Source organism: Streptomyces sp. NBC_00091, from assembly GCF_026343185.1.
Classification (GTDB): Bacteria; Actinomycetota; Actinomycetes; order Streptomycetales; family Streptomycetaceae; genus Streptomyces.
In genome coordinates this window covers 3,842,640-3,857,371 of sequence record NZ_JAPEMA010000001.1, presented here as the reverse complement: position 1 = coordinate 3,857,371, position 14,732 = coordinate 3,842,640, and the positions used below count along the sequence as shown (strand labels likewise).

Sequence of the window (14,732 nt, the reverse complement as noted above, 5' to 3'; positions counted from 1 at the left end):
CGGCTAGCCGCTCTCCTCCCCCAGGGGCCACACGTAGGGCCCCTGGGGATCGTCGAGCCAGGCCCACTGCCCCTCCGCCGTGACCGTGACGCCGAACCGCTCGCGCGACGGCCGGCCCTCACCGCGCCACAGGTCCAGGGCCTCGCGCGGATGCAGTACGCCCGCGGTCAGGATCAGCAGGAACTGGAAGCGCTCGTTCTCCACCAGTTCGTACGGAACCCCGTGCGGCGGCCCCGTCGCCCCGGGGGGTCCCGGCGCGGCCGTGGCCCCGCGCAGGGGGACGAAGTAGGCGGGGGTGTGCAGGAAGCGGCCCTCCGCGAAACCGGCGTCGCGGACGGTGAGCCCGATCAGCCCGGTCGACAGCGGGGCCAGGATCCGCGCCCCCGGCCGGCACTGGCCGAGCCAGGCGTAGGGGATCAGCGGCAGGGTGCAGGTCACCAGGATCCGGTCGAAGGGGGCCCGGCCCGGGCAGCCGCGCGCCCCGTCCCCGGTGACCACGGCGGGCCGGTAGCCGAGCAGCGCCAGATGGGCCCGCGCCGACTCGGTGATCTCCTCGTCCAGGTCCACCGTGGTGACGAGGTCCGCACCGAGCCGGTGGCAGAGCAGGGCCGCGTTGTAGCCGGTGCCCGCGCCGATCTCCAGCACGTTGTCCCCGTCGCGCACCTCCAGCGCCGCCAGCATCTTCGCCATCAGGGAGGGCTGGCTGCTGGAGGAGACCAGCTCGCCGTCGCGCAGCCTGGTGGCGAGCGGGGTGTCCGCGTACACCCCGCGCAGCCAGCGGGCCCGCTGCTCGGGGTCCGGGTCCTCGGCCCAGAGCCGCTCGTGCCCGGCTCCGCGTCCGGTCCAGAAGTAGGGCACGAACAGGTGCCGGGGCACGGCGGTGAAGGCCGCCCGCCAGGCCGGGTCCTCCAGTACGCCGGCGGCGGTGAGTTCCCGTACCTGGGCGGCGTGGGCGGTCTCCCGCAGGTCCTTTTCCTTCGCCTTCGCCGTGCCCATGTCTCCACTGTGCTGCGGGCCGCCCCCGGGTGCGACCTCTCGGCCGGGGCCCCGGCCGGAGCCGCGGCCGGAACTGCGGCCCGGGCTGCGGCCGGGAGTCCTAGGACCGGGGTCCTCCGTCCGGGCGTCTGAGACGATGGTCGGGTGAATGACGATCCGCAGAGCACGGTTCAGGAGACGACCTTCTACGAGCAGGTGGGCGGCGAGGAGACCTTCCGCCGTCTGGTCCACCGCTTCTACCAGGGGGTCGCGGGGGACCCGCTGCTGCGCCCGATGTACCCGGAGGAGGACCTCGGGCCCGCCGAGGAGCGGTTCGCGCTGTTCCTGATGCAGTACTGGGGCGGCCCGACGACGTACAGCGAGCACCGGGGGCACCCGCGCCTGCGGATGCGGCACGCGCCGTTCCAGGTGGACGCCGCCGCGCACGACGCGTGGCTGGGCCACATGCGCGTGGCGGTGGACGAGCTGGGCCTGGCGCCGGAGCACGAGGCGCAGCTGTGGCGGTACCTGACCTACGCGGCCGCCTCGATGATCAACACGGCCGGATAGCCGGGCCGGCTACTGCCTAGACCGGCCGTACCTGGAGGGCGCCCAGCCCTCCGGTGCCGCCGGGGCGTCGCGTGGCGACGGACCCGTACGGGGTGCTCAGGCGCAGCCACCCGCCGGAGGCGAAGAGGGCCACCGGGGCGGGCTCGCCGGGGCCGGACGCGCCGGCCGGCACGGTGGAGCGTATCGGCCGCAGGAAGCCCAGGGACTGCGCGGCGTGCACGGCGCGCAGCGGCAGTTCGGTGTCGCCCAGGGTCCGCGACCAGATCTCGCGGCCGATGCGGTCCCGCTCGGAGCGGGTCCGGTGCTGCGGGGGCAGGGCCTCGTCGCGGGCCCGGAACTCGGCCACGGCGGCGGCCACGGCCGCCCGTACCGCCTCGGAGCCGGGCAGTCCGGGCACGGGCTGCCAGCCGCCGCGGGGCGGCAGGACCCCGGCCCAGGGCGGGCCGGTGACGGGCCCGGGTACGAGGACCCCGGCGCCGCTCTCGTCGACGGCCTCCAACAGCTCGCCCGCCGAGACCGTGAGGTCCAGCGGGGTCGCGAGGGGCCCGGCGAGGCGCACCGTACGGATGGCCAGGACCTCGAAGGAGGGCGGCCGTCCGAAGACCGCGAGCGCGCCGCCGCCCGCCCCGGCCTGCAGGCGGACCGCGGCGGCGCGGTCGTAGTGCACCAGCCGGCCCAGGAAGGCGGCGAGGTCCGCCGCCTCCCCGGAGTCGGCGAAGCGCAGCTGTTCACTCATGCCGCGAGGCGCCCTTCGGCCGCCGCGGGCGTGTTCTCGGGCGTGTCGAGGTACTTCTCCAGGAAGTGCCGTTCCTCGGCCGTGATGCGGCGGGGCCGCCCCTCGGCGAGGTTGTAGGGCACGACGACCGTCTCGGCACGGACGTAGACGGTCTCCGGCGCGTCCTCGGTCGCCTCGTCCTTGACCTCGTAGCGGATGGTCAGGGACGCGGCGCCTATCCGGGTCACCCAGGATTCGATGAGCACCGGCTCGTGGCGGTGCACCAGGGGCAGCTTGTAGTCGATCTCGTGGCGGGCCACGACGGAGCCGCCCGTGAAGGAATCGCTGCCCTCCCCCGGCGCCAGGCGGAACATGAAGTCGATGCGCGCCTCCTCCAGGTAGCGGAGGAAGACGACGTTGTTGACGTGCCCGAAGGCATCCATGTCCGCCCAGCGGAGGGGGCACCGGTAGTGGTGTCTGGCCATGGTCCTCGACCTAGCCCCGGGTGAGCTTCTTGTAGGTGGCGCGGTGCGGACGGGTGGCGTCCGGGCCGAGCCGCTCGACCTTGTTCTTCTCGTAGGACTCGAAGTTGCCCTCGAACCAGAACCACTTGGAGTCGCCCTCGTACGCCAGGATGTGCGTGGCGACCCGGTCCAGGAACCAGCGGTCGTGGGAGACGACCACGGCCGCACCGGGGAACTCCAGCAGCGCGTTCTCGAGGGAGCCCAGGGTCTCGACGTCGAGGTCGTTGGTGGGCTCGTCGAGGAGCAGCAGGTTGCCGCCCTGCTTGAGGGTGAGCGCGAGGTTCAGGCGGTTGCGCTCACCACCGGAGAGCACACCGGCCGCCTTCTGCTGGTCCGGGCCCTTGAAGCCGAAGGCGCTGACGTACGCGCGGGACGGCATCTCGACCTGGCCGACGTTGATGTAGTCCAGCTCGTCCGACACGACCGCCCAGAGGCTCTTCTTGGGGTCGATGTTGGCGCGGCCCTGGTCCACGTACGAGATCTTGACGGTCTCGCCGACCTTGATCTCGCCGGAGTCCGGGGTCTCGAGGCCCTGGATCATCTTGAAGAGCGTGGTCTTGCCGGCGCCGTTCGGGCCGATGATGCCGACGATGCCGTTGCGCGGCAGCGTGAAGGACAGGTCGTCGATGAGGACCTTGTCGCCGAACGCCTTGGAGAGGTTGTTGACCTCGACCACGATCGAGCCCAGGCGCGGGCCCGGCGGGATCTGGATCTCCTCGAAGTCGAGCTTGCGCATCTTGTCGGCCTCGGCCGCCATCTCCTCGTAGCGAGCGAGACGGGCCTTGGACTTCGCCTGGCGGCCCTTGGCGTTGGAGCGGACCCACTCCAGCTCTTCCTTGAGGCGCTTGGCGCGCTTCTCGTCCTTCTTGCCCTCGACCTTGAGGCGCTCGGACTTCTTCTCCAGGTAGGTGGAGTAGTTGCCCTCGTAGGGGTGGGCGCGGCCGCGGTCGAGCTCGAGGATCCACTCGGCGACGTTGTCGAGGAAGTACCGGTCGTGGGTGACGGCCACGACGGCGCCCTTGTACTGGGCCAGGTGCTGCTCCAGCCAGTTCACCGACTCGGCGTCGAGGTGGTTGGTGGGCTCGTCGAGGAGCAGCAGGTCGGGGGCCTCCAGCAGCAGCTTGCAGAGGGCCACGCGACGCTTCTCACCACCGGAGAGGTTGGTGACGGCCCAGTCGCCGGGCGGGCAGCCCAGGGCGTCCATGGCCTGCTCGAGCTGGGCGTCGAGGTCCCACGCGTTGGCGTGGTCCAGGTCGTCCTGGAGCTTGCCCATCTCCTCCATCAGCTCGTCGGTGTAGTTCGTCGCCATTTCCTCGGCGATCGCGTTGAACCGGTTGAGCTTGCCCTTGATCTCGGCGACGCCGTCCTCGACGTTCGCCAGGACGGTCTTGGACTCGTCGAGCTTGGGCTCCTGCATGAGGATGCCGACGGAGTAGCCGGGAGACAGGTACGCCTCACCGTTGGAGGGGTGCTCCAGACCCGCCATGATCTTCAGAACGGTGGACTTACCGGCGCCGTTCGGGCCGACCACACCGATCTTCGCTCCCGGCAGGAAGTTCAGGAAGACGTCGTCGAGGATCACCTTGTCGCCGTGAGCCTTGCGCGTCTTGCGCATGGTGTAGATGAACTCAGCCAAGAGAAACCGTCCGGCAGATCGATGGTGGGCAGATACACCCCATACTGCCGTACGTCCATCCCCGGGGGGAAACGAGTACCGCGCGGGCACGGCCCGTCAGCGGGGTCGGTAGACGGTGAGGGCGTCGGGCAGCACGTCCAGGACCAGGGCTCGCGGGGCCCGGGCGTACTCGCCGTCGTAGGCGAAGGGGGTGCCCGGCGGGATCTCCCCGATGCGCAGTCCGCGCAGCCGGGTCGCCACGTGCACCGGGGAGCGGGTCAGCGGTCCGGCGAGGGCGGCGGCGAGGAGGCGGGGGCCGGGGCGGCCGCCGCCGTGGACCAGGCGCAGGTCGAGCAGGCCCTCGCCGAGCCCGGCGCGGCGGCGGGGGGTGGGGGCGGAGCCCTGGTAGGTGCCGTTGCCGGCGAAGAGGAGCCAGACGCTGCGGGACCGGCCGGCCAGCGTGAGCCGGACGGGGCGCTCGGCGCGCAGCACCCGCCAGGCCGCCAGCAGCGCGGCGGGCCCGCCGCCGATGCGCGGCGCCCAGCGCAGCCGGTGGCGCAGCAGCTCGGGATAGGCGCCGATGCTGAAGTTGTTCAGGAAGTACCCCGAGCCGGCCCCCGAGGCGGGAGCTGGGGCGGACCCCGGGGCGGGGCCCGAGGCGGCGGCCGGGCCCGGAGCGGAGGCAGACCCTGCGGCAGAACCGGGGTCTCGGGCGAGGTCAGGGGCGGGGCGGGGGCCCGTGCCCGAGGCCGGGGCGGCAGCTGGGGCGGGGCCCGGGGCAGAGCTCCGTCCGGAGGCGGGGGCTGGGGCGGGACCCGGGGTGAAGCGGCCTACGGAGACGCGGACCGCGTGGCCGGCGGCAAGGGCGCGGCAGGTGTCCTGCGGGCCGGCGAGGCCGAGGTCCAGCGCGAAGTGGTTCAGCGTGCCCCCGGGGAACACCGCCAGCGGCACCCCGGCCCGCAGGGCGGCGGTCGCGGCGGCGTTGACCGTGCCGTCGCCCCCGTACACCCCGAGCACGGCGGCCCGGGCGGCCGCCGCCGCCAGCGCGGCCTCCAGCCCGCTCCCCCCGCACTCCACGAGCTCCGCCTTCGGCAGCCGTTCGCGCAGGACGTCGAGCCCCGCGCCCGGGGCGGTACCCGACGCGGTGTTCGCCACGACCGTCAGCCCGGCCCCGTCCGGCAGCGCGGGCGCCCCGGCCGCCGGGCGCTCGTCGCCCGGGACGGCCCGCGCCTGCTCGGCGCCGCGCGCGAGGCCCCGTACGACGAACCCCGCCGCCACCCCGAGCAGTGCGCCCGCCACCACGTCGGACGGGTAGTGCACGCCGGTGTAGACCCGGGAGAACGCCACCGACGCGGCCACCGGGGCCACCGCGGCCCCCCAACCCGGGGACTCCAGGGCGAGCCCGGCGGTGAAGGCGGCGGCCGAGGCGGAGTGCCCGGACGGGAACGAGGTGGTCCACGGCGGCACGGTCGGCTGCCGCACCAGGGGCACCCCCTCCAGCAGCGGCCTGGGGCGGCGTACGGACCACTTGCCGACGGTGTTGATGGTCGCGGAGGCCAGCGCCAGCGACCCGGCCGCGGTCAGTGCCGCCCTGCGGGCGCGGGGCGGGCCGAGGACGGTGATCGCCGCGGCGGTCCCGCCCCACAGCACCCCGTGGTTCGCGGCCCGCCCGAGGGTGGGCAGTACCCGTTCGGCCCCGGGCCAGTGCCGCCTCGCCACCGCGTCGAACAGCTGCCGGTCCCACCGCGCGAGCACGCCCCGCCAGGTCAGCTTCTGATCGGCCATTCCCCGCGCCTACCCCGGGCCGGAGGCCGGAATCACCCCTAGGCCCTGTCGTCAAAGTCCCTCCCCCAGCTACCGCTGGGAGGTGCCCCCAGGCCCGCGACGCCCGGCACCGCACCTCGCCGCGTTGTCGGAGCACCCAAGTACGTCCAGTACTCGGGAGCTCCTCCGCCTTGCGATGCACGGCACCGGACGCCGCGGGCCTTACCGGCGCTACTTTGACGACACCCCCTAGCCGTCCTCCCCCTCCAGCGGCCGCTTGCGCAGCAGCAGGACCACCATGCCGCCCAGCACCACCAGCCCCACCGCGAGGGAGGCGATCACCGGGGTGGCGGCGGAGCTGCCGCTGGTCGCCAGCCGCTCGTCGTCCGGGGACTCCGACCCGGACGGGGCGGACTCGGCCGTCACCACCTCGGCGGGCCCGGCCAGCTGGCCCACCGACCCCGCCGGGGCCGCCGCGGGCTGCGGCCACACCGCCCTGGCGGTGGCGGCCGCCGCGGACTCGCTGGAGCCGGCCACGATCTGCGCCTCGGCCGGGATCCCGCTGGTGAAGACCCGCCCGACGGGCACCCTCGTGGAGCCGTGCACGGTGACCGAGGCCGTCCCGTCCGGGGTACCGGCAGGCACCTCGAAGTACAGCCGGCTGCCGTTCGCGGCGGAGGTCAGCGGCTGCCCCTCGGCGTCCACCACCCGCACCCCCATGGCCACGGCGGCGGCGTCCGGGGTGACGGTCACGCTCTGCGCCCCCGTCCGGACGGTGACCGGACCCAGCCGGGTGCCCACGGCCCCCGTCAGCGGCCCGGACACCTGGCCGGGGTCCAGCCCCAGCGAGGCCGGCGGCTCCGGCAGCCGGCCCGCCTCCCGCTGGAGGTAGTCGGCCAGCAGCTCGGCCGCCGGGTCGGCGGCCTCCACCTGCGCCCCGTCGGCCAGCCGCCAGATCGCCACCTGGGTCCCGGCCGCCGCGCTCTCCGCCGTCAGCGCCCCGGCACCGGCCGCCTTCGCCAGCCCGGCCAGGTCGTTGTGCTGCGGATAGGAGTGCTCCAGCACCCAGCGGATCCGGCCCGCCTCGGCGTTCCCCGCGAGGGGACTGCCGCCCCAGCCGCTCTCCGTGTACCGGGCCTGGGGCTGCGCGTAGCCCGCGATCCCGACCCCGTACGTCTGGAGCATGCCGCCGCCGTCGACCCGCATCTCGTACAGCCCGGCCGGGATCTGCCGGACCGACCCGTCCCCGGCGCGCAGGACCGCCTGCCCGTACGTCTTCAGGCCGTCGAGCACGGCCCGCGCACCCTCGGCCGCCCGGCCGGCGGCCGGGTCGGAGTCCGCCGAGGCGCGGGCGCCTGGCGCGGCGGTGAGGGCGGCGGCCAGCAGGGCCGCCGCCAGCGGCCGCCGCACGGAGCCCCGTACCGCAGCCCCACCCCCACCCCCACCCGCGGAACCAGGACCGGCACCGGCACCGGCACCGGGTGGAAGCGGAACCTGCGGCCGGGCCGGGCCGGCGGCAGGTGGGGCAGTGGACGCGGAGGCCGGTCCGCACGCGGACGCGGTGGCCGGCGCGCACGACTCGGAGGATGCGGAGGACTCGGGAACAGCAATCGACACAGTTCTCCCCTTCGGGCCGAAGACCCAGGTGCCCGTGAGTACCGGGGAATCCTAGCCTCCTCGAACACTCAGACCACCGCCGCCTTCTGAGGCCCCATCAGCGGGGTGTCCGTCTTGACGACCCTGCGGAAGGCCGCCGTTCCGCGGTTGAGGTCGTGTCCGACGGCGATCGCGTCGATGTCCGCCGAGAACCACCGCACGCCCTCGCCGTCGGGCGGGGCCTCCCGGACCCGCAGACGCCCGTGGACCACCAGCGGTTCCCCCACCGAGACGGAACTGGCCAGATTGACCGCCAGCACCCGGCGCGCAAGGACCGTGTAGAAGCTGGTGGGGGCATCCGTCCAGGTCTCCGAGCGCCGGTCGAAGTACCTCGGGGTCACCGCGAAGCGGAATCTCGCGGAAGGTCCGGTCACCGTCTCCTTGAAGTCGATCTGCGTCGCCACGTGCCCCACCAGCGTCACCAGGGTGTCGTTCATCCCGGCCGCCCTCCCCCGCACTCCGTACCCGTGCGGACCATCCGCACGAGGTACGACCATGCTGGCCAAAGGCACGGACCCGCCGCTCCGGCCTGTGGATTACTGGCGGGTTGTGGACAACTTCGTCCCCCCTGCGGCGACCGTCGCGTACTGCTCGCGCACCTCGCGGTAGCGCAGCAGCTCCGCCGCCACCGGCTCCAGCACCCGGGCCCGGCCGCAGCCCGCCGCGGCCTGCCGCAGCCGCCGTTCGGCGTCCTGCCCGTACCGGCGCGCCGGTCCCCGGGCCGCGATCGAACAGGCCCACTCCACCAGCGGCCCGCCCACGATGCCCGCCACCATGAACAGCACGGGCGGCACCAGCTTCGGATCCAGGACCCCGACGATCTGCCCGACCAGCCACAGCCCTCCGAAGATCTGCACCAGCGTCATGGCCGCCTGCGCCAGCACGGCGACCGGCCACCAGGCCGGCCGGGGCGGCTTGGCACCGGGCACGGCGACGGCCGCGCCGAGCGTGACCGCCAGCTCGTCCAGCGCCTCCGGCAGCCGCTCGGCGCCGCGCACCGCGGTCTCCCGTACGGCCTGCGCCCAGGGGTCGGGCAGTCCGACGACCGCCTCGTCCGCGACGGTCCGTACGGCCTGCTCCACCCGCTGCCGGGCCGTCACCTCCTCCTCGGGCTGCGCGGCGGCGGACACCCCGGGGGCGCGGCCCTTCACCGACAGGGCGGCCAGGCCCGCGAGCGAGCGGGGGGCGCGCCGGCTCTCGTACCAGCGCCACAGCCGCAGCCAGGGCGTGCCGCACGCCTTGCCCGCATTGCGCCGCCAGGCCCGCTCGGCGGCGAGCCCGGCCGCGTACGCCCCGACCGCCTCGGCGAGCCGGTCCTCGAACTCGGCGCGCGCCGCCTCGCCGATCTCGGGTCCGGAGGGTCCGGAGTGCCCGTCGGCGACGTACAGAGGGCGCAGGCGCACGGCGGCCCGGTCGACATCGGCGGAGATCCGCCGGGTCGCGGCGCCCCTCTCCTGGGTGAACTGTCCGAGGAGCTCGCGCAGTTCCCCGACCCCTTCACCCGTCAGGGCGGAAAGTCCGAGCACGGTGGCCCCCGGCTCGTCGTGCTCGCCGAGGGCGATCCCGTCGTCGTCCAGCAGCCGCCGCAGGTCGTCCAGGACCAGGTCGGCGGCTTCGCCGGGCAGCCGGTCCACCTGGTTCAGCACGACGAAGGTCACCTCGGCGTGCCCGGCCAGCGGCCGCAGGTACCGCTCGTGCAGGCAGGCGTCCGCGTACTTCTCCGGGTCCACCACCCACACCACGGCGTCGACCAGCGCCAGCACCCGGTCGACGTGGTCGCGGTGCGCGCCGACCGCCGAATCCAGGTCGGGCAGGTCGACGAGGACCATCCCGCGCAGCGCCCCGGCCTCCGAGGTCTCGCGGGGCCTGCGGCGCAGCCGTCCGGGGATCTCCAGCCGGTCCAGCAGGCCGGCGGCCCCGTCGGACCAGCTGCAGGCGATGGGGGCGGCGGTGGTCGGCCGGCGCAGCCCGGTCTCGGAGATCTGCACTCCGGCGAGTGAATTGAAGAGGGTGGACTTGCCGCTTCCGGTGGCTCCGGCGATGGCGACGACCGTGTGCTGGGGGGACAGGCCCCGGCGTGCGGCGGCCTCGTCCAGTACCCGGCCCGCCTCGGCGAGGGTCTTGCCGTCGAGGCGGGTCCGGGAGAGTCCGACCAGCTGGCGCAGGGCGTCGAGGCGCATCCGCAGGGCCTGGGCCTCGGGGCTGAGCGGGGGCGCGGGGACCTTGCCGCCGTCGCTCCCGGCGCCGGAGACGGCCCGTACGAGTGCGTCGTCGCCCCCGTCGCCGCCATCGCCTCCGTCGCCCCGGTTGCCCCCGCCGCCCTCGCCCTCCTCCTCGTCGTCGTCGAAGTCCCCGGCGAGGAGCGCGGCGTCGAGCAGGGCGTCGTCGAGGAGGGCGTCGCCGCCCCCGCGCGAACCGCCTCCGCGCGCGCCCCCCTTCCGGGTGGTCCGGTGGCGCGAGCGTGCGATGAACCCGTCGTCCCACCGGTCGCCGGCGTGGTCGCGGTCGGTCACAGCGGTCACCGCGTCACCTCTCCTTCTGCAGTACGGACAGCGCGGCGATCAGCTCGGCCTGTGGTTCGGGGGTGACTTCGAGTGCTTCGAGGGGGGCGAGGCGGCGGTCCCGTTCGGCGCGCAGGACCTGGTCGAGGTGGTCCCCGACCAGTTCCCCGCCCCGGTCGCGCAGGCGTACGGCGGCCTGTACGCCGATCCGTTCGGCGAGCTTCTCCCCCGCCGGGCGGGCCCGCTTGCCGCCGAGGAGGGCGGCGACGAGGAGGGCGGCGATGCCGTCGGGGTCGGGCGCGGGCTGCTTGTCGAGCTTGGCGACCTCCTCCTCGGCGAGTTCCTCCAGCACGCGCCGCCAGCGGCGTACGGCCATGCCGATACGTTCCGCCGCCTCCCTGTCGGGCGCGGGCAGCGGCACCGCCCCGGAGGCCGGCTCCCGCCGCCAGACCTCGGCGATCCGCTCGTCGGCGGCGGCGACGGCGCACTGGAGCAGCGCGGCGAGGGATTCCGCGAGGGAGTCGAGGAGTTCGTCGGCGCTGGTGTCGAGGGGGTAGCCGCGCCACCGGGTGAGCGCGTCGCCGGCGAGTACGGCGCCCTTGTCGAGGCGGTTGCGGACCCGCTTGCCCTCCTGGCGGTACGCGTCCTCGACGGCCGAGGTCAGCCGGACCGCGGCGGCGTACTGGGCGGCGACGGCGGAGGCCAGCTCCGGCATGCGGCGTCCGAGGGAGTCGAGCGCGCCCAGCGCGGTCCGCCCGACGGCGTACTGCCGGGCGGCCGGGTCCTGGGCGTGGTGGCTGAGCCAGGCGAGCAGCGGCGCGACGGCGCTGGCCGGCAGCAGCCCGCCGCCGCCGGTCGACTCGGGCAGCTCCGGCACCGTGAAGCGCGGTACGTCGCCCAGCCCGGCGCGGGTGAGCAGTGCCCCGTACTGCCGCGAGACCTCGGCGAGCACCTGGTGCGGGACCCGGTCGAGGACGGTGATCAGGGTGGCCTTGTACTGCTTGGCGGTGCGCAGCAGGTGCCAGGGGACCGCGTCGGCGTACCGCGAGGCGGTGGTGACCATGACCCAGACGTCGGCGGCGCAGATCAGCTGGGCGGCGAGGGTGCGGTTGTCGACCACGAGGGAGTCGATGTCGGGGGCGTCGAGGATGGCGAGCCCGCGCGGGAGGGTGGAGACGGTCTCGATCCGCAGCTCGCGGGTCGCGGGGTGGGGGTTCGGGCCGCGCGGGGGGTTCCTCCGGGAGGAGGGGAGCAGTTCCTCGTCCCCCTGGGGCGCCCAGACGCGCATGAGGTCGGGGAGGATCCGCATGCCGGCGAACCAGTGGTGGTCGTCCGGGTGGCAGACGAGCACGGGTGTCCGTGTCGTCGGCCTGAGCACCCCGGCTTCACTCACCTGGCGGCCGACGAGGGAGTTGACGAGGGTGGACTTGCCGGCCCCGGTGGATCCGCCGACGACGGCGAGCAGCGGCGCCTCGGGCGCCTTCAGCCGGGGTACGAGGTAGTCGTCGAGCTGCGCGAGCAGCTCGGCTCTGGTCTGGCGCGCACGTGGGGCGCCGGGCAGGGGCAGCGGCAGACGCACGGACGCGACCCGGTCGCGCAGGGCGGACAGGGCATCGAGCAGCTGAGGCCGAACATCCAAGGTCACCACATGCGAAGAATGCCCAATTTGGGACCATTTTTGAAGCTTATACGCCCTCTGCGCGCCGACCGCGACTCCAGTGGGACATCCTGGACACGGCGGACGAGTGGGACGCAGGCATAACGAGTGCACAACACCCAGGCCGACGCGGCGCAAAAGCGGTGCGAGAATCGCACCTGCCTGCGATTATCGGGACCGCTTCACCGAACCTCCACAACGTGGCACGCGAGTGAAGCAACCGGGACAAGGCAACCGGAGCCCTATCCTTGACCCGGCACGGACCGCAGTCCCACCCCCACCAAGGGGCTCCAGGCCACCACGGTCACCTTCCGGCCCCCGTAGCTCAGTGGATAGAGCAGGCGCCTTCTAAGCGCTTGGCCGCAGGTTCGAGTCCTGCCGGGGGCACTCTTCTTCCACCTCCCTGACGGGCCTCGCGAGGCTGTCCGGGCGCCCCGGACGGGGGCTCGCGAATCCGTCGGAAACCGGCGGAAAATCACTCGGCCGGGTCCTTGCGCGCGCAAAATCCCGGAAAAGAGCCGTCCCGCCCGACGGGGGTTCGGGCGGGACGGAGTACTGGGTGGGCCGGGCGGCGGGCTCGGACCGGGGCGGGCAGGGGCGGACTGGAGCGGGGCCTACTCGGACGTCACGGACGCGGAGTCGCGGGCTCGGACGGGGCCGTGTCGGACGGGGCGTCCTGCGGGGAGACGCCGAAGGCCTTGACCGCCTGGTAGTACGTCCAGGCGGTGCTGTCGCAGGAACCCTTCTTGACGCCCGAGTACTGCGAGCAGACCCGCTTCAGGTCCACGTAGAAGGCGTCGTCCAGCCGGGACTTGTTGGCCGGGAACGTACCCGCCGCCTTGTAGTTGCGGTAGCCGAAGTCGTGGCGGGCGCACGCGGTCTCGAAGGGGAAGCCGAAGGGGTTGTCGGGGGACGTGGTGCAGTAGTCCGTCGACCAGTCGAAGCCGTACGAGGCCCAGTTGCCCTGGGCGGCGCGCGCCGCGACCCAGGCGTTGTAGCTGGTCGCGCTCGTCTGCGTCCAGCCGCTCAGCACCTGCGGCTTGTCCGCCGGGGCCGCCGAGGCGGGGGTCGCGAGGGCGAGCAGGCCGGCGGCGGCCGACGCGAGCAGGGGGGCGAGACGACGACGCATGGCAATCCTCCGGGACGGGCGGCGGGGCGGCGGGGCGAGCGGGTGACGGGGCCGTCCGGATCAACTCCCGGTGCGGCGTCGGGTTTCACCCTCGGGGCTCGCCATATCCCGGATCCCTACCGGGCCTATAACGCGGCCCGCGGGCACGCGCGCCGGCGCCTCCCGCCGGGCCCCGCGTGGACCGTGCCCCTCTCAGGTATGAGTCCCTGTACGACTTGCGGCAGATTCGAGGTTCGTACCGGGGAGGGACGCGCGAACGGGCCCCGGTCCGAACACTTATGGGTATGAACCGCCGTCCGCTCGCCATCGCCGCCGCCATCGTGGGAGTCCTCGCCCTGGCCGCCTTCGCGCTGCCCAACCTCCCGCCCAACCCGGTCACGGACGCCCTCGACAACCGGGTCCTGCACGAGAAGGGCAAGCGCTACGCCAGCGCCGCCGACGCGCCGAAGCGCGGAGACCGGGCGTTCGTGCTGCCCGGCTGGATACCGCGGGACGCCACCGACGTACGGATACGGGCGCGCGGCGACGGCCGGGCCCGGCTGATCCGGTTCACCCTCGGCAAGACCCCGCTCGACGGTCCGCAGTGTGCCGCCGCGGCGCCCAGGAAGGCGGGCGGCCCCCACCTGGGCGCCCGTTGGTGGCCGGGCGACACCCGAGCCGAGGAGCGGCCCGAGTGCCGGGACGGCTACCAGTACCAGGTCTCGGTGCGCGGCAGGAAGGTCTACGCCTGGACCGACGGGACGCCCGCCCCGGGAGGCCGAATACCGGACGGCGGCGCCCCGGCCGGCGCCCCGGCCGACGCTCCGGCCGCCGCGCCCGCCGCCGTCTCGGCCAGGTGAGGGGGAAGGGTCAGACCGTGTCCCGTGCCAGGGCGGTCGCCGCGGCGCGGGCGAAGCCCTCCGGGTTGTCCAGCATGATGTTGTGCCCGCAGTCCGGCACGGAGACGACGGCGACCCCGGCGGCTTCGAGCGCCTCCGCCCCGGCGAGCGAGCCGTCCTCCTCCGGGAAGAGGAAGCTGCGCGGGATCTTCAGCTCCAGCAGCAGCTCCCGCATGGTGGGCGTCGTGCCCGCGGCGAGGTGCACGGCGGTGCGGTACAGGGCGGTGCGGCCGGCCAGCCGCATGGTCGACCACCAGTGGGCGCCGACCCGGTCGCGGACCTCCGCCCAGCCGCCGGCCAGGAACTCCTCCTCCGTGTAGGAGGCGATCCCGCTGCTGCCCGCCGTGGCGGGGGCGCGCGGAACCGGGTCCAGGTTGGCGTCGACCAGCACGAGGCGGGAGACCAGCCGCGGGTGCCGGACGGCCAGCACGATGGCCACCGCCCCGCCCATGCTGTGGGCGATCACCTCGGCCCCTTCGACGCGGGCCGCGGTCAGCGCCTCCGCCACGGCGTCCGCGTGCGCCTCCAGGGTGTACGAGAAGGTCTCGGGCCGGTCGCTGTGGCCGTGCCCCAGCATGTCGACCAGCAGCGAGCGCCGCCCGGCCAGCAGCGGGTGTACGGCGGTGGCGGCGAAGTACGCCGGGGAGGTGGAGCCGAGCCCGTGGAGGTAGACGCGGGGCGCTTCCCCTCCCGGGAGTTCGACCCAGCGGATCCGGTCGCCTTGCGGTGTCACGACGGCACTGTGCAC

The 14,732-nt window shown here is 74.4% G+C and carries 13 protein-coding genes and 1 tRNA gene; 3 read left to right on the top strand and 11 right to left on the bottom strand.

Features of this window, described 5'->3' with window-relative positions; all coding sequences use genetic code 11:
• Nucleotides 1–3: 3 nt before the first annotated feature.
• Nucleotides 4–996 (bottom strand): methyltransferase domain-containing protein, encoded by a 993-nt coding sequence (locus OOK34_RS17780; protein WP_267034846.1) that lies wholly within the window; start codon nucleotides 994–996, stop codon nucleotides 4–6.
• A 144-nt stretch (nucleotides 997–1,140) separates the two neighbouring features.
• Here OOK34_RS17780 and OOK34_RS17775 point away from each other — a divergent pair, with 144 nt between their 5' ends.
• A complete protein-coding gene (locus tag OOK34_RS17775; protein WP_267034845.1) occupies nucleotides 1,141–1,545 on the top strand; it encodes a globin in 405 nt (134 codons plus the stop codon).
• A 16-nt stretch (nucleotides 1,546–1,561) separates the two neighbouring features.
• On the opposite strand, the gene OOK34_RS17770 is transcribed toward OOK34_RS17775, so the two are convergent.
• From OOK34_RS17770 to OOK34_RS17735, 8 genes are all read right to left on the bottom strand, one after another.
• A complete protein-coding gene (locus OOK34_RS17770; RefSeq protein WP_267034844.1) occupies nucleotides 1,562–2,281 on the bottom strand; it encodes a hypothetical protein in 720 nt (239 codons plus the stop codon).
• Nucleotides 2,278–2,745, bottom strand: coding sequence for a thioesterase family protein (locus OOK34_RS17765; RefSeq protein WP_267034843.1), 468 nt, complete (start codon nucleotides 2,743–2,745; stop codon nucleotides 2,278–2,280). The genes OOK34_RS17770 and OOK34_RS17765 overlap by 4 nt, the downstream gene beginning before the upstream one ends.
• Before the next feature lie 10 nt (nucleotides 2,746–2,755).
• The gene (ettA, locus tag OOK34_RS17760) at nucleotides 2,756–4,420 is read right to left on the bottom strand and encodes an energy-dependent translational throttle protein EttA (RefSeq protein WP_267034842.1); all 1,665 of its coding nucleotides are present in this window, start codon (nucleotides 4,418–4,420) and stop codon (nucleotides 2,756–2,758) included.
• Between the two features lie 96 nt (nucleotides 4,421–4,516).
• On the bottom strand, nucleotides 4,517–6,184 hold the full coding sequence (locus OOK34_RS17755) for a bifunctional phosphatase PAP2/diacylglycerol kinase family protein (protein WP_267034841.1): 1,668 nt from the start codon (nucleotides 6,182–6,184) through the stop codon (nucleotides 4,517–4,519).
• 228 nt (nucleotides 6,185–6,412) lie between these two features.
• On the bottom strand, nucleotides 6,413–7,573 hold the full coding sequence (locus OOK34_RS17750) for a thioester domain-containing protein (protein WP_267034840.1): 1,161 nt from the start codon (nucleotides 7,571–7,573) through the stop codon (nucleotides 6,413–6,415).
• A 275-nt stretch (nucleotides 7,574–7,848) separates the two neighbouring features.
• Nucleotides 7,849–8,256 carry a single-stranded DNA-binding protein gene (locus tag OOK34_RS17745; RefSeq protein ID WP_267034839.1) on the bottom strand — a complete coding sequence of 136 codons (408 nt, stop codon included), beginning with the start codon at nucleotides 8,254–8,256 and terminating at the stop codon, nucleotides 7,849–7,851.
• Nucleotides 8,257–8,355: 99 nt separating this feature from the next.
• Entirely contained in the window at nucleotides 8,356–10,341 is a 1,986-nt protein-coding gene (locus OOK34_RS17740) for a GTPase (protein ID WP_267034838.1), read from the bottom strand.
• Nucleotides 10,342–10,345: 4 nt separating this feature from the next.
• Nucleotides 10,346–11,968 carry a dynamin family protein gene (locus OOK34_RS17735; RefSeq protein ID WP_267034837.1) on the bottom strand — a complete coding sequence of 541 codons (1,623 nt, stop codon included), beginning with the start codon at nucleotides 11,966–11,968 and terminating at the stop codon, nucleotides 10,346–10,348.
• Nucleotides 11,969–12,291: 323 nt separating this feature from the next.
• On the opposite strand from OOK34_RS17735, the gene OOK34_RS17730 reads away from it, so the two are divergent.
• Nucleotides 12,292–12,364, top strand: a tRNA-Arg gene (locus tag OOK34_RS17730).
• A gap of 238 nt (nucleotides 12,365–12,602) precedes the next feature.
• On the opposite strand, the gene OOK34_RS17725 is transcribed toward OOK34_RS17730, so the two are convergent.
• Nucleotides 12,603–13,106, bottom strand: coding sequence for a phospholipase (locus tag OOK34_RS17725; RefSeq protein ID WP_267034836.1), 504 nt, complete (start codon nucleotides 13,104–13,106; stop codon nucleotides 12,603–12,605).
• Between the two features lie 284 nt (nucleotides 13,107–13,390).
• On the opposite strand from OOK34_RS17725, the gene OOK34_RS17720 reads away from it, so the two are divergent.
• Entirely contained in the window at nucleotides 13,391–13,945 is a 555-nt protein-coding gene (locus OOK34_RS17720) for a hypothetical protein (RefSeq protein ID WP_267034835.1), read from the top strand.
• 10 nt (nucleotides 13,946–13,955) lie between these two features.
• Here the strand turns inward: OOK34_RS17720 and OOK34_RS17715 are convergent, their stop codons facing one another.
• Nucleotides 13,956–14,732 carry an alpha/beta fold hydrolase gene (locus tag OOK34_RS17715; protein ID WP_267034834.1) on the bottom strand — a complete coding sequence of 259 codons (777 nt, stop codon included), beginning with the start codon at nucleotides 14,730–14,732 and terminating at the stop codon, nucleotides 13,956–13,958.